Source organism: Brucella sp. TWI432 (assembly GCF_039674445.1).
GTDB lineage: Bacteria > Pseudomonadota > Alphaproteobacteria > Rhizobiales > Rhizobiaceae > Brucella > Brucella chromiisoli.
In genome coordinates this window covers 1-14,132 of sequence record NZ_JBDJNL010000036.1, presented here as the reverse complement: position 1 = coordinate 14,132, position 14,132 = coordinate 1, and the positions used below count along the sequence as shown (strand labels likewise).

The window sequence follows — 14,132 nt, the reverse complement described above, 5'->3', positions numbered from 1 at the left end:
ATATCATGACCCGAATAGTTCAAAAAATAGCGCGGGGTGGAGCAGCCCGGTAGCTCGTCAGGCTCATAACCTGAAGGCCGCAGGTTCAAATCCTGCCCCCGCAACCAACGATAACTGCGATTGAAACAAGCCTTTGCCATGCAAGGGCTTTTTTGCGTTTAGGCCTTCGCGCATCCTAACCATAAGAACGGCCAGAAGTGCCTTCTCCTTCAAGAAGCGGAGGGGCTTCCTGCCGCAGGCGAAGGTCAGGCGTTGGTGGTGAAGCACAGCAATGCGCTCGCATCGGTGGGTACGCCTACCGAAAGATGAAATAGCCTTGTCGCATCGTTCGCTGTCGTTTTTCAGGCTGTTGTAGACTAGGTGTGCTCCGAAAGCAGTTTCCCGGCGATCTCCATAGCCTCTTCGCGCGATGAGGCGAGCTGCAGCGGATAGCCCCAGAACTTGGCGAAGGCGGCACCGAAGGGCTTGAATGCGAGACGCTTGGCGGCGCTCGGCTCGATCACGATCATCGCCAGAACCAGCGCTCTAAGTTCGGCCTTATGCTTCTTCATCCAAAGCGACGTGCGCTTTTTTTCTTCATGACTGTGCTCGTGGTCTTCGACCGGTGTTGAATCCGTCATGAGAACAAAAGGTGTGCCACGCTTCAGATTTGCTTCCAACGCCTCGAAGTCCTCGTCGTGATCGTGGTCTGGGTCCTGATCGTAACTCATCCAGACGATGGGAAAGTTTGCACTGTCCAAAGGCATGTATTGTCTCCTTGCCGGGATGGATGCATTAACTCGGACGGATGCGCCGCCCCTGAGATGGCCAGCGCGACCGCGCCCGGAAGCGTGACTGCCAGCAGCTCCAAGGCAAAGAGACAGCTGATCGCCGTATTTCCCTTGACTATGAAAAGCAATAGGTCGGTCTGCCAGAGGTGTCATTGCGCAATCGTGACATAATATTTTTCGATCCCGCCAAGATGAAAACGCGCGACGCAGATCTTAAGAGACGGGTTCTTCTCCCAGACTGTAGGCTTGATCCATGAGATATCGCGCCGGGGGTTTCCCTAGCGCCTTTCGGAACATCGTCACAAAACTGCTCGCACTTTCATATCCGAGATCTATCGCGACATTTTGAACGGTTTCGCCGTCACCAAGTCGTTGAAGGGCCAGGACAACATGCAGCTGGCGTCGCCACCGACCAAAGCTCATTCCCGTTTCTGCAAGCAGTGACCGGCTCAAGGTGCGTTCACTTAATCCAATTCTGGCTGCCCATTGGGCGAGCGTCGCTTTGTCCATCGGGTGTTTGAGAAGCAAGTCTGCAAGCTGCCGAAGGGGAGCAGATTTGGGCATAGGAAACGAGAGCTTCATTTCTTGCGCCGCCTCAAACTCATCCAACAGGACAGCCAGGATGCGAAAATCGGCGTCGAAGAATGGCGCATCAACAGGCAACTGCGCGCACCTAATAATCAATTCCCGCAAAAGGGGCGAGACGGAAAGTGTTGCGCACGACCTTGGCTGCTTGGTGATCAATTCGGGTTCTAAAAAGACAGCATAACATTCAATATTGCCTGACATGCGTCCCGAATGCACTTTCCCTGCGGGCATCCAGAGCGCAGAATGGGGAGGGACAATCCACACACCATCGTCTGCTTCGCAAGTCACCATTCCTTTGAGGTTAATCAGAAGCGATGCCTTTCTGTGAGCGTGTTGCCCCTTCTCCCAGTAGGAAATGGCTTTTTGGGCGCCTACGGCAACGAGAGGTTTCTCCACCGTGTCAGGATCAATGTCGTTCTCGAATTCTTCCAGAATGGGCATTGAAACCTCTTCGTCATCTTCCACAAGTCTTGGCACAGATGCTTACGCCAGCCAAGCGCTGCTATAGTGCCTTAGACAGATTTTGAAACTCCTGCGCCCAGGACACGGCCTTGGCTTACAGAAACAACCTCGCTTCCGACGTAACCCGCAGCGCTGAACATTTCATAACGCTCGCCAAACAGGTTGCGCCCGAAGTCGTAAATTTCGAAATCTCCGCCAGTGTTTTTCCAGCCAACCCTCGTATTGACGACGTGATAGGCGTCAAGGTCGAAGGTGGTCTGCACGTCGTCAGGGCGAGAGCTTTTAAATTGATAATCGACGGCGGCATTGAACGAACCGGGTAGCCGGTGGATTTGGGTTCCTAATTCCTCAAGGCGTTGGAAGACATGCGACTGCTGATCCTTAGGTGTTTGACGTGAACACTAAATCGGACGCCGGCACCAAATCTGGCGCGTTTACCAATCGACACACTATTTTGTCAGCACTTAAGTTTAAATTGACCAGGCTTTTAGTATTTTGCGCAATGTCGAGAGGCTCTGATAGCCCGCTTCCAATCCTGCAACAGCGAGTGGTGCGCCCTCTGCGCAGCGACGCATGACATGCGAGACCCGCAATCGCTGCCGCCATTCGATGAAGCTCATGCCTGTTTCAGATCGAAACTTGCGCGTCATCGTCCGGCGGCTCATACCGACTTTATCAGCCCAATCATCGATGGTGAGATTATTGCCCGGATCATCAAGCAAATCCCGGCAGAGTTTGCGCAGCGGTTTTTCAGAAGGCAGCGGAACCGTATATGGCTGTGGACCGGCATTGCGAATTTCATCGAGAATAAGCGCTGAAAGATGGTGTCCTCTGCCGCTTTCATCGTAGAGAACCGGTTCATTTGCAAGCGCCTGGATGCTCGCATCAAGCAGCGCTGAAACTTTCAGAATTCTTGTTGGACCCCAGAAGCCCCGTAAAACGCGTTCCTCCAGATAGACAGAGTGCATTCTGGTTTCTCCGAACGTATGAACCGCATGCGGGAGGTCAGGGGCAATGAGAATTGCGTAGCCGCTGGGCAGCATGAACGCCCCTTCTTCCGTCATTGCCGTCATATAGCCGCTGTTTCCTAACAGAAGCTGCCCGCGTCGATGGCTGTGCCATCCGAAGTTTGTACTCGTCGTATATTCACGCCGCATCACAGCCAGAGGTCGGTCGATGTCCTGGTAATCAATGGCATACTTCGGTTGCATTCTATCTTCCATTTGGCCCAATTTGACTTAAAAAGTCATATTTGATGGAAATTGCAGAATTTTGACCCGATTGCAACCGAGTTTGGCCTGACTCAACAGGTCACGATGAATATATTCTCACCCGCAACGCATTGATATGCATGCGTAATTTAGAATTATTCTGAATTCTACGATTGCGCAACAACAAAATTGATAGCCAAAGCCTGCAGTCGTTATCGTCAGCGGGACATATGTCGTTCGTTTGATGAACGACCAGGAGAATTGAATTGAATACCAGTGGCGTCGCTGCCCGCGAACGAAATCCAAATCACAACACAGATTGTTTCTCAGGACAGGCGTTATTCAAGGCGATACTGCTTTCGGGCGTGGCTGCACTTGGAGTGGCCAAGCCGACGATGGCTCAGGAAGCTGGGACTATCCAACTCAAAACCATTGAGGTCCAGACTGGCGATGGCACTGGCCCGCGCACGCCTGTGAAGGGATACATTTCTAACTATAGCCGCGCCGCCACCAAGAGTGACGTTGCTCTTCGTGAAGTCCCGCAATCAATCTCTGTTGTAACCCGCGATAATATGGATGACAGAGCCGTTCAGTCGGTGAGCGAGGCGATGCTTTACAGCGCCAATGTGAACGCGCAGCGTTACGGCGCCGATGTTCGATCTGATTATTTCACCGTCCGCGGTTTCCCTGCAGATCTTTATCTTGATGGTTTGCGCATTCCCCAGATTGCGAGCCAGCCGGGTGGTTATTCCGGTTTCGTTGTTGAGCCTTATTCGCTTGAAAGCGTAGAAATTCTTCGCGGCCCAAGCTCTGCACTTTTTGGGCAGAGCAATGTAGGTGGCATCGTGAATATGGTTAGTAAAGCGCCGCAAGTTGAAGCGGCTCACGAGATTTATTTACGTGGCGGAAGCTTTGAGCGCAAGGAACTAGGTTTCGATACGACCGGCGCGATTAATAATGATCCACGATTTACATATCGTCTCAATGGCATGTTCCGTGACAGTAACACTTATTACAAGTTCGGCAAAAATAATCGTTTTGCTATTAATCCAAGCTTCGCGTGGCGCCCCGATACGGATACGAGTCTGATTGTATCGGGCGGTTATCTCAAGGACGATATGGGGCAGGCAGGTGTCATCATTCCTGCTTACGGGAGTGTTCTGCCAAGTCCAACGGGGAAGACTATTTCACGTCATTTTTCAGATGGCGATCCACGCAATGCCGTGTATAAGAAGGAGACTGGCTACGTAGGATATGCGTTCGAGCATCGCTTCAACGATACTTTCACGGTCCGCCAGAACTTCCGATATTCGCACATGAAAACCGATTATCGCAATTTATTTACAGGTGTTTTGCCGACGAGCGGTTGGAATGGTTACACTATTCCGCGCACCAATTATCTCGCGCAGCCAAAACTAGACGCACTCGCGTTTGATACGCAATTGGAATCGCGTTTCGATACCGGCCCAATGTCTCACACATTGCTTATTGGTGTAGATCAACAGTGGCAAAGATTGGACAACTATACAGCGTCTGCGCGTGGTCCCTCTCAAGACTTGTTCAACCCAACTTATGATCAGGATGTTGCAAGCCTTTCGCCTACGAACCGCCTGCTTCAAAAGCAGTACCAGACGGGCATATATGTACAGGACCAGATTGAAGCGGGTAATTTCCGTTTAACGTTTGGTGGTCGTAAGGACTTTGTGCGTATTGATTCAGAGCAGACGGCACTTTCAACCGGGCGCATTTTGGATTACGAGCAAAATCCCAATAAATTTACGGGGCGCGTCGGTGTCGCATATCTGTTCGATTCAGGTTTTGTGCCTTATGCATTATATTCGACATCGTTCTTGCCAGTGCTTACACTTTCCGACACGCCTTTGAAGCCAACAACAGGTACGTTGAAGGAAGTCGGTCTGAAATACGCACCGGAAGGCGAGGACTATTCGGTAACGCTCTCGGCATTTGAAGCCGAACAGCAAAATGTCGTCAATCGTATCTCCGGCATTTATTATCAAACCGATGAAGTGCGTGTTCGTGGTGTTGAACTTGAAGGAACAGCACGCTTGTGGAACCGGTTGAACCTGACTGGCGCACTGAGCTTCCAGGATCCGGAAGTGAGTGAAAGCCAGAATCCGGCTCAGATCGGCAAACTGCCTTATACTGTTCCAAAGAACCAGCAGTCACTTTTTGTCAGTTACGACATGCCCTTGCCAAACAGCATCAACGGTAATCTGGTTGTTGGTGGTGGCGTGCGGCGTATCGGTAAGACGGCGGGCGACACGCTCAACACGTTTTACGTGCCATCCTACACACTTGTTGACGCGTTCCTGCGTTACGATCTCGGTAACTATCGCTTGCAGGTCAATGCCTATAATCTTGGCGATAAGAAATATGTGGCAGGGTGTAATTCAACAAGCCAGTGCTATTTTGGCCAAGGCCGTTCCGTTATGGCAACGACGAGTGTTCGATGGTAGCAGCGTTATCCCGTCGCGGGCTTTTAGTGGGGGCGGCTTTGGCCGCCCTCACGCGCGCTGTCGCTGCACAAACGCCCCGCAAAATAGTTTGCCTCGAGTGGGCAGAGACAGAAATGGTTCTTTCACTGGGGCTTGTTCCGTCAGGAGTTGCTGATCTCGCTGGCTATAGGCAATGGGTGCGTATCGACAACGAAGCGCTTGTTGGCTCCGTTGACGTGGGTGGACGCCAGCAACCCAGCCTTGAAGCCCTGATGCGCCTCAAGCCGGATCTGATTGTGACCTCTGCATTGCGTCATGCAACGATTGCGGCCCGATTGGAAGCAATCGCACCGACCCTTCTCCTGGATGCAGGCTCCAATGCTCCAGATTTCTACGAAGCTGCAAAACGCGATTTTTCAACTGTTGCAACAGCCACCGATCGCGCGGCAATCGGGGAGGCCGAATGGCAGTCATTTGAACGGAGACTGGTTGCCGTTCAAAAAAGAAACCGCAATGCCGCCAAGCTGGTTGTTGCGCAGCCGTTACCTGGGGTCGCCAGGTTGCGTATTTTCACGTCCAATTCTCTAATCATGAGGACACTTGCGAAAGCCGGGTTCTCCGCCGGCGCCGACCTCGGCAATCAACCTTATGGCTTTACGACAATTGGGCTTGAAGAGTTGGCCTCGCTGAGCGTCGATACAAAACTGCTGGTGCTCGGTGAAGCAGTGCCGATGGAGCTCAGTCAAAGCGCCATCTGGCCTGTTCTGCCGATGGTGGCTGCCAAACAGGTCTATGCGATCGGTGGCGATATTTGGCCATTCGGATCCACAAGATCAATGTTGCGCCTCGTTGAAAAAGCGACCAGCGCCCTCGCAGTCTGACAGACATCATCTGATGATATCGGCGTATTAACGCGATTGTTTTCGCATCAAGATAATAAACAACGGGGTCCCAATGAAGGCCGTGACTATGCCTGCCGGGATTTCGTGTGGCGCAATTATGGAGCGTCCTATCGTATCTGCCAAAACAGTCAGAATCGCGCCTATCAGTGCTGTGACTGGCAAGAGATGCCGGTAGCGCGCACCGCAAAATAAACGCGCAGCATGTGGTGCAATCAACCCTACAAATCCGACGGCACCGACCGCAGCCACGGCACCCGCAACTGAAAAGGCGGCAAGTGCCATTGCCAAAATTCTCGTCGAGACGGGATTAACTCCCAGCGATTGGGCGCCGTCTTGCCCCAGCGCCAGGATGTCGAGCCGCTTTGCAAGCACCATTGCCACCAGTAGAAGGATGAGCCAGGGTGCGAGTGCTTCAACATCCTGCCAACTGCGCGCATGGGTTGATCCTGCAAGCCAGGAAAGCGCTTCAGCAACTTGCAGTTTGGCTTCAATGACCACAATCGTGCTCAGCGCTGACAGACTTGCTGCAATCGCCAGCCCGGTCAAGGCAATGCTTGCTGGTGACAAACGGCGCCCGAGTACCGATATCAAGATAACGACGCTACTGGTGCCCAGGGCTGCGAACAAAGCAAAGAGCGGGCCCCCTGGAACAAAGCCTGTCAGGAGTGCAAGCAAACTGGCGAGCGCGGCCCCTTGCGCAAGCCCAAGAGTTTCGGGCCCCGATAACGGGTTTCGGGTAACGGCCTGAAGCAACAAACCTGCGATGGCCAATAATGCGCCTGCGCCACCCGCGATGAAAACCCGAGGCATGCGCAGCGCATACACAATGTTCCAATCGATTTGCCTGCCGGCTGTGCCATCGCCAAACGTGAGCCCTGCCAAGACTGCTGCAGATAACACCAGCAAGAGGGTCCAATAAAGCGTGGGCTTTCGCGCAAACAGCACGCTCCCCAACAAGACATTGGCGCGGGCGCCTGCCTCAGTCTTTACCTTGCGAAGGATCACGATCAAAACCGGCGCTGCAAGACAAGCCGCGAGAATTCCGGTCGGAACAACCCGGCCTTCCTTGCTCAACGCTTGCGCGATAACGTCGGCGCCCAACAAGGCGACCGCACCCCAAATGCAAGCCGCTGGCAACAAAACACGATGTTTGATTAAACCAGTTGCCCGCAAGAAATTAGGAACGGCAAGGCCGATAAAGCCAATCGGTCCAGCGATGGAGACAGCCGCTCCAGCCAGCACGACGCAGACCAAAAGCCCAATGATGGCTGTGGCCTTTCCCAGACCGAGGCTCGATGCAATATCGTTGCCCAAATTCATGATATCAAACTGTCTGCCAAGCATAATCAGCAGCACAATGCAGGCGAAAACCAGTGGAGCGAGCGATACAATCTTGCTCCAACCGGTCTGATCCAGAATGCCGGAAGACCAGAGAATAATTCCGGATGCACGGTCGTCTGCGGTCAGAATGATTGCAGAGGTGAGTGCTGAAAACGCCAGACTGACAGCGACCCCCGCCAGTGCCAGCCTGACCGGTTGCGCGCGCAATCCACCGCCCACCGACAAACAAACCAAGCCACCGATCGTGCCGCCGAGAATGGTCGCTGCGAAACCGGGGAAGGCAAATGGCAACAACAGGCTCGATATGACGAGAGCAAGTTGTGCGCCGCTTGTCACAGCCAGAATATCAGGCGCGGCGAGAGGATTGCGCAGGATCGTCTGCATGATGGTACCGGCGGCGGCGAGCGCCGCTCCGACAAGGATGGCTGCCAAAACCCGCGGGAGCCGGATCGTTTCGATGATAATCTGAGCGACCGATTGCGGTCTTGAGGGGGCCAGCAGCAGATCCTGCATCGTGACCTTGCCGCTGCCAGCAATCAGGTCTGCAAAGGACAGAAGGACCAGCAACACAATTCCAAGGATGATCAGGTTTCCAGCACGCCCGAAAGCGCGCGATCCCATCGTTGTTGCAGCATTCATTCTCATTCTCTTACGGCCGATCGCGATGCTGGACCCAGCGGGGGAGGCAGAATGGGATCGGTAAAGCCGGATGCTGGGTAATATCGATGTCGAAATCAAACGCCTGTTTGAGGTGCGGCTCGGTGAATACCGTTGCAGGCTCCCCTGTTGCCATCACACGCCCTTTACGCATCAGGATCACATGATCTGCGAGTTCAATCACCTGGTTGAGATCGTGGAGTACGGCAACGATCGTCAGCGCGCGATCTCGGTTCAGCTTTTTCAACAGCGTCAACAGTTCAGACTGGTGACGAATGTCGAGAAAATTTGTCGGTTCATCGAGGAAGAGAACAGAGGGATTTTGCGCAAGTGCGAGCGCAACCCAGGCCCGTTGCCGCTCACCACCTGAGAGCGATGCCACATGCCTGTGACGCAAGTCTTGTAGACCAACCTGGGCAATTGCACCGTCAATAAATCGTTGATCCTCCGGTCCCAGCCTTGAAAACAAACGCCGGTGCGGATGTCGACCATTTTCAACCAGTTCCTCGACGGTCAGTCCAGCTGGCACTTCGGGCATCTGGCCAAGCACCGCAATCTTGCGGGCCAGATCAATGCGCCGCAGATGACGAATGTCGGCTCCTTCAAAGAACACCGATCCTTGCGAAGGCGCTTGTAGTCGCGCCATGCTCCGCAACAAAGTGCTCTTCCCCGAACCGTTCGCACCGCAGATAACGGTTATTTTTCCTGGCGCAATGGAGACGCTGACAGCAGCTAATGCCGATGCATTGTCAAAAAGGACGGACAGATCGGTGACACGAATAACTGCATCTTCCATTCTATCTCATCTTCCCTATGAGGCTACATCCGTGCTTGGAATAGTCAAGACAACCGTATCAGGCAAGTGCAATAGTAGCCATTATGGCGCGTTGGTTCATGGGGCACCGGAACACTGGTGCATCGATGCACCAACGCGGCAATGAGCAACGTTTTGGTTGACGATAACAGCCTTGCCCAGCTGTGTCCTTATGGTCAGCCCCGCATCTGTGTCGGGTTCAAGTGCAGCGTCAAGACGATGAATGACGGTCATTGGCAGGATCAAGTCGCGATATTTAGGTCGGCAACGCGATCATGGACGAAGGAGAAGCCGATCACTGCATCGACCTTGCGAAGCAGGTGATCCTACGGCATCAGACTGTCGAGCGTTACCATCTCGAGAACCGTCCGTTCGGGCACAGGTTTCTTCAATATGCCCCAGTGAATGATAAACCCCTGGCTGTGGCCAGGGGTTTATTTGCAGTCTGAGGGCAGCTGAAGCTGCCCTTTTGGGTTGTCTGATATTCACGGCTCGGGAATTTCACCGGGTCTATAATTCGGCAAGCGGCCTGCCGGGAGAATTGCGATGAGTGCAAGTCCCGCCATAATTAAAAAGCCTATCTTAAGAGCCAAAAGCCGTGACTCTGTATTAATCTTCAGTGCTTCGGCTTTTTGTTCCGGTGTTGCGGATGTGGCTGCAATTACACTTGCCAAATGATCGTTGCTAACGAAGGTGATGCTGTCCAGATTAACTTCTGATTGGATTTCAATCGGCAAAGTCGGGTTCTGGGCCAGTTGTCGCATAACGGCGCTGCTGAGCAGTCCTACGAGCAACGCACCGGCAACCGCAGTACCCACCGCTGCCGCAAGATTATTCGTCGTTCCGCGCAAGGAGCCGACATCTCCAGCCAGTTCCTTCGGTGACGAAGTAACCAGAACGTTGAACAGGAGTGTCACGAGCGAACCCTGTCCGATGCCAAAAAGAATAAGTCCAAACAGTACTGGTATTGAACTCCAGTCATTGCGTACGACAAAGGCTAGCCAAATAAGCGCTACTGCACATAGCCCGAACCCGTATCTGCCAATCTGTCGTGGGGACAGTTTTCCATAAACACGCACAATCAACATGGCTGCGAAAAAGACTGTCAGGTTGAATGGAAGCATTGCAACGGCTGTTGCAAGCGGGGAGCGGCCCTGAACAATTTGGATATAGAGAGGGACCGAAAAATTAAGCGCAGCTTCCAGAGCGACGACCGCAAACATTGCGAAAACAGCTGCACGTTCCTGTGGTGAATCCAGAACCTGAAGCGGCAGCAGAGGCGTTTTATTATTGGCTTCGCGACGTCGTGTCCAAAGAAAGAAGCCTTGTCCCAGTATGATGCCGAAAATGATCAGAACCGGTGCGGGGGAAAGACCCAGAATATTGAATGGCGCGGAGGGATTTGCAAGCAACAGCCCCCATCCGTTCAGATTGTTAAATCCGAAACTGATCGAGATGATTGCTGCTGCTGCAAGCACGACGCCGATGCCATCAATTTTGACTTCAGGACGACCCTGATCAGGCTTTAGACGAAAGCTTAAGACAAGAACGAGTGCAGATACTGCAATCAGAATGCCGAAAACCGGACGCCAGCCGATATAGGTTCCGAGCACGCCACCAATTAAAAACGCCAGAACACCGGCACCTGCACGGGCTGAGCCCAATGCACCGAGCGCCGTCGCCTGCTGATTGCCTTGGTAGTTTTCAGCAATCAGAGCAACAAGCGCAGGCACGATCACCGCGCCCGCTGCACCGCAAAGCGCCTGTGCGGAGATCATCGCAGTCGCATTGGGACTAAACGTCATCAGAATTTGTGCTACACCGAAGACGATGACAGCAAGCCGAAACACCTGCAAGGCACCAAAGCGTTGTACGAGCTTGGCACCAAGCATGACGAAACCTGCGACGATCATCGAATAAGCGACGATGCCTGTGGCAATGACTGTAGGCGCCACGCCGAAGCTTTCAACCATACCGCCGAGCGCTACTGGTAGTGAGGCGACGTTAAAAGACATGATCGCCTGACCGAAAGCGATCGCGACCATGGGAAGCCACGAATTACGTTCTTCGGAATATGATCCGTTTGTAGAAGCTGCCATCGCTATAATTCCCTCTCGCAATGTGACAGATCGGCAGAGCTTTATGAAAAGCTCTGGAATATATTGGTAACTACCTCGCAGGCGAGGACATAAGCAGATCAAGCCCAAGACGCTGTGACAGGAATTGCGCGGTTAATTGTCCCCTCACGCTGTTGCCTGCTTCATCAAGTGGCGCAGAGAATGTACCAAGCCCGCCTTTACCCGGTGACACGGTTACTATGCCACCACCGATGCCGCTTTTACCCGGCAGTCCAATCTCGTAAAGCCAGTCGCCGGATGTTTCGTAAAGACCTGCTGTCAGCATCACGGCAAGTGCGTAATGACAAACATCCGGCTTAACGACCTTTTCACGTGTTAATGGGTTGACGCCCCCATGGGCCAAAGTCGCTCCCATGACAGCAAGGTCTCTTGCGCTGACGTTCAGCGAACATTGACGTGTGTAAAGCTCAACCGCTTCAACCGGGTCAGAGTATATGCTTCCAGTGCTTTCCAGCATCCACGCTATGCTGCGGTTGCGAAAATTGGTTTTTGAAGCAGAATCATAAACTTCTTCGTTGAGGGAAAGGTCGCGCCCTGCGAAACGGGAAAGGCCTTCGTGAATAAAACGCCACTTTTCGTCTTCATTTTTTCCCGGAACCAGGCTGGTTGTAGCGATAGCACCGGCATTGACCATTGGATTTGTGCGCCCTTCGCGGTCACGTTCGATGCCAGCCAATGAATTGAAGGCATAGCCTGTCGCATTCACTCCGAGCCGTTCTCGTGCCCCTGTAGCGCCGATAAGATCGCAGATAAGTGCGAAGATGAACGGCTTGGAAACGCTCATGATCGTGAATTCGTGATCGGCGTCACCGACCGAAAAAATATTACCATCGACGCCAGCGACACAGATCCCAAAAAGGTTGGCGGGAACATTTGCCAGAGCAGGATAGACTTGCGAGTTCTGTCCCAGGTTAACACTGCCAAAGCGTTCATGCGCTTCCGCTACGAGCTGCGAAACACGATCAGACGGGGGCAGATTTCCTGTTGAGATGAATGTTTTATCGGGGTCGACGAGAGGGGAGAGTAATTCCATTTTTTTCCCTTTGTGAGTCGTTTAAAACATTTACCAAGATGTAATCAGACAAGTCCGACCGCATCACATTACCTTATTGCTGACATAATCATAACTTTCCAGCTCATGTTTTTTCAATTCTGCTCATCACATCTTAAATGCGCAGAACATTAAAGGCTTGCATCTTTCGCTGCCTTCGAGGATCAGAGTAGCATTTTTAAGCTAGCACTAACATTCATCAAGGCTGAAATTGTTGTGAAAAGAGAGGATGGCAGCTATTCAATTGTAAATTAGTCATCTCATGTTTAGCATCTGATATTTCCAGTTGGCCCTAAGCCTTCGGTAATCCATCTCGTTCTTCGAGTGAGGGCGTAACTTGAAGCATCTTTTTGTTTTCGTAATCATCCTTCAGTTAGCCGCTGGCTGCGCCAACAGGGCTGTCACCGGCCTTGAACTGACTGACACCGGGCATGCGAATGCCCAATCTGTTGTTCCCTTTCTGATCGCCACAGTCAGGGAGGCGACAGATGAAGCAAATATTGCTTATTCACGCACAAGATCGGCTGACTTAAATTTTTCAGAGGTTGATGTTCGCATCCCAGCAACGCATCGCCCAGGCAGGGTGGACACATCGTCGAGCAGACCCGATGCGAATAGACATTTTACAGCTTTTAACTATAAGCCGTTGCAAGACAGCTCGGCATTTATTGCGGAATTAAACCGGCGCATGGCAAACCGCCCTGTTGCACAGCGCGAAGCCTTTATCTTTGTGCATGGTTATAACAACAACTTTGCCGAAGGCCTTTTCCGTAACGCGCAAATTGTCCATGACTACGAGATTGGTAGTGTACCCATCCATTTTTCCTGGGCTTCCGCTGCGTCGTTTACCCGTTATCTCTATGACAGAGACAGCGCACTTATTGCTCGCAAAGGTTTGGCTCAAACCCTCGAATTGGTGACGAAAACCAAAGCGAACGGTATTGTTCTGGTAGGGCATTCAATGGGCGCTGTCGTTATCATGGAAGCACTGAGAACCCTGTCACTGGAAAAACGTGAGGATGTGCTAAAAAGTATAAAAGGGGTTATGCTTGCTGCTCCTGACCTCGACCCTGATCTTTTCCGAAGCCAGATTGAAGACATTAACCCTCTGCCACAACCTTTCACGATTGTTGTTTCCCGCCGGGATCGCGCGCTTGATATTTCGCGTCGCCTTGCTGGAGGTGAACCGCGTATTGGTAGTGGCCATGATATCGCCTTTCTGCAAAAAAAGAATGTGCAGGTTCTTGATATTTCTCAGGTCGACAGTGGTGGTCACAGTGTGTTTGCGAGTTCTAGCACGCTGATAAAACTGCTTGGTTCGGGGCATTTGTTGCGCCGTCTCATTACGGACGAATATGCCGGTATGGATACAGCGTTTATTGCCGTTGGACAGGGTACTTTAGAACAGGCTTCACTGGCTTTGCATCTGCCGGCGCGTGTTATCAATCGTATCTCAGAACGTTAAGGCAGAGCGCTACTGCGCTTCCCACAGAATGTTAAGCGGCTTTTGCAAAAAGAAGCGCGTAAAATCAAATGGATAGAGCAACTCGAATTTTCAGCTTATAGGAGGTGCTCCGAATTTTTTAGAGTTTGAATGTCTTACGGGCGGAAAGGATGTACATGTCGGAAGGTGTTGCCCTTCAATCCATTATGATCAATTTAAGTGTCGCGCTTTTGCTTGGCGCTGTCATCGGCTTAGAACGTCAATTAAAACAACGACATTCCGGTCTTGCGACACATGC

12 protein-coding genes, 1 tRNA gene and 1 pseudogene are annotated in these 14,132 nt (G+C 52.2%); 5 read left to right on the top strand and 9 right to left on the bottom strand.

Annotated features, from left to right (window positions below):
- Positions 1 to 30: 30 nt before the first annotated feature.
- A tRNA-Met gene (locus ABE527_RS20985) sits at positions 31 to 107 on the top strand.
- A 249-nt stretch (positions 108 to 356) separates the two neighbouring features.
- Here the strand turns inward: ABE527_RS20985 and ABE527_RS20980 are convergent.
- Both ABE527_RS20980 and ABE527_RS20975 read right to left on the bottom strand, forming a co-directional pair.
- Entirely contained in the window at positions 357 to 746 is a 390-nt protein-coding gene (locus tag ABE527_RS20980; RefSeq protein WP_499698211.1) for a hypothetical protein, read from the bottom strand.
- 237 nt (positions 747 to 983) lie between these two features.
- Positions 984 to 1,799, bottom strand: a complete 816-nt coding sequence (locus ABE527_RS20975) for an AraC family transcriptional regulator (RefSeq protein ID WP_499698210.1) — start codon at positions 1,797 to 1,799, stop codon at positions 984 to 986.
- A gap of 110 nt (positions 1,800 to 1,909) precedes the next feature.
- Between ABE527_RS20975 and ABE527_RS20970 the strand changes: the two genes are divergently transcribed.
- Positions 1,910 to 2,143 carry a hypothetical protein gene (locus ABE527_RS20970; RefSeq protein WP_499698209.1) on the top strand — a complete coding sequence of 78 codons (234 nt, stop codon included), beginning with the start codon at positions 1,910 to 1,912 and terminating at the stop codon, positions 2,141 to 2,143.
- Positions 2,144 to 2,290: 147 nt separating this feature from the next.
- Here ABE527_RS20970 and ABE527_RS20965 read toward each other — a convergent pair whose 3' ends face one another.
- The gene (locus ABE527_RS20965; RefSeq protein ID WP_499698208.1) at positions 2,291 to 3,031 is read right to left on the bottom strand and encodes an AraC family ligand binding domain-containing protein; all 741 of its coding nucleotides are present in this window, start codon (positions 3,029 to 3,031) and stop codon (positions 2,291 to 2,293) included.
- A 266-nt stretch (positions 3,032 to 3,297) separates the two neighbouring features.
- Between ABE527_RS20965 and ABE527_RS20960 the strand changes: the two genes are divergently transcribed.
- Together ABE527_RS20960 and ABE527_RS20955 are read left to right on the top strand one after the other, a co-directional pair.
- Positions 3,298 to 5,508 carry a TonB-dependent siderophore receptor gene (locus tag ABE527_RS20960; protein WP_499698207.1) on the top strand — a complete coding sequence of 737 codons (2,211 nt, stop codon included), beginning with the start codon at positions 3,298 to 3,300 and terminating at the stop codon, positions 5,506 to 5,508.
- Positions 5,502 to 6,368: an iron-siderophore ABC transporter substrate-binding protein gene (locus ABE527_RS20955; RefSeq protein ID WP_499698206.1), complete on the top strand. Its 867-nt coding sequence runs from the start codon at positions 5,502 to 5,504 to the stop codon at positions 6,366 to 6,368. Before ABE527_RS20960 ends, ABE527_RS20955 begins: the two co-directional genes overlap by 7 nt.
- Positions 6,369 to 6,395: 27 nt before the next feature.
- On the opposite strand, the gene ABE527_RS20950 is transcribed toward ABE527_RS20955, so the two are convergent.
- The 6 genes and pseudogenes from ABE527_RS20950 to glsA all read right to left on the bottom strand — a co-directional run bounded on the left by ABE527_RS20950 (position 6,396) and on the right by glsA (position 12,372).
- A complete protein-coding gene (locus ABE527_RS20950) occupies positions 6,396 to 8,369 on the bottom strand; it encodes an iron ABC transporter permease (protein WP_499698205.1) in 1,974 nt (657 codons plus the stop codon).
- Positions 8,370 to 8,379: 10 nt separating this feature from the next.
- Complete coding sequence (locus ABE527_RS20945; protein WP_499698204.1) at positions 8,380 to 9,183, bottom strand: ABC transporter ATP-binding protein; 804 nt, start codon at positions 9,181 to 9,183, stop codon at positions 8,380 to 8,382.
- Positions 9,184 to 9,279: 96 nt separating this feature from the next.
- Positions 9,280 to 9,435 carry a hypothetical protein gene (locus tag ABE527_RS20940; protein ID WP_499698203.1) on the bottom strand — a complete coding sequence of 52 codons (156 nt, stop codon included), beginning with the start codon at positions 9,433 to 9,435 and terminating at the stop codon, positions 9,280 to 9,282.
- 23 nt (positions 9,436 to 9,458) lie between these two features.
- A pseudogene (locus ABE527_RS20935) lies at positions 9,459 to 9,596 on the bottom strand (IS5/IS1182 family transposase); the annotation flags it as partial.
- Between the two features lie 90 nt (positions 9,597 to 9,686).
- Entirely contained in the window at positions 9,687 to 11,300 is a 1,614-nt protein-coding gene (locus ABE527_RS20930; RefSeq protein ID WP_499695684.1) for an MFS transporter, read from the bottom strand.
- Between the two features lie 70 nt (positions 11,301 to 11,370).
- On the bottom strand, positions 11,371 to 12,372 hold the full coding sequence (gene glsA, locus ABE527_RS20925; protein ID WP_499698202.1) for a glutaminase A: 1,002 nt from the start codon (positions 12,370 to 12,372) through the stop codon (positions 11,371 to 11,373).
- Between the two features lie 601 nt (positions 12,373 to 12,973).
- Between glsA and ABE527_RS20920 the strand changes: the two genes are divergently transcribed.
- Entirely contained in the window at positions 12,974 to 13,855 is an 882-nt protein-coding gene (locus ABE527_RS20920) for an alpha/beta hydrolase (protein WP_499698212.1), read from the top strand.
- Positions 13,856 to 14,132: the final 277 nt, after the last annotated feature.

Excerpts from the sequence above, each read along its gene's own strand:
- ABE527_RS20965 (WP_499698208.1), bottom strand. The coding sequence starts at position 3,031 with ATGCAACCGAAGTATGCCATTGATTACCAGGACATCGACCGACCTCTG.
- ABE527_RS20980 (WP_499698211.1), bottom strand. The coding sequence starts at position 746 with ATGCCTTTGGACAGTGCAAACTTTCCCATCGTCTGGATGAGTTACGAT.
- ABE527_RS20930 (WP_499695684.1), bottom strand. The coding sequence starts at position 11,300 with ATGGCAGCTTCTACAAACGGATCATATTCCGAAGAACGTAATTCGTGG.
- glsA (WP_499698202.1), bottom strand. The coding sequence starts at position 12,372 with ATGGAATTACTCTCCCCTCTCGTCGACCCCGATAAAACATTCATCTCA.
- ABE527_RS20940 (WP_499698203.1), bottom strand. The coding sequence starts at position 9,435 with ATGACCGTCATTCATCGTCTTGACGCTGCACTTGAACCCGACACAGAT.
- ABE527_RS20975 (WP_499698210.1), bottom strand. The coding sequence starts at position 1,799 with ATGCCCATTCTGGAAGAATTCGAGAACGACATTGATCCTGACACGGTG.
- ABE527_RS20945 (WP_499698204.1), bottom strand. The coding sequence starts at position 9,183 with ATGGAAGATGCAGTTATTCGTGTCACCGATCTGTCCGTCCTTTTTGAC.
- ABE527_RS20950 (WP_499698205.1), bottom strand. The coding sequence starts at position 8,369 with ATGAATGCTGCAACAACGATGGGATCGCGCGCTTTCGGGCGTGCTGGA.
- ABE527_RS20955 (WP_499698206.1), top strand. The coding sequence starts at position 5,502 with ATGGTAGCAGCGTTATCCCGTCGCGGGCTTTTAGTGGGGGCGGCTTTG.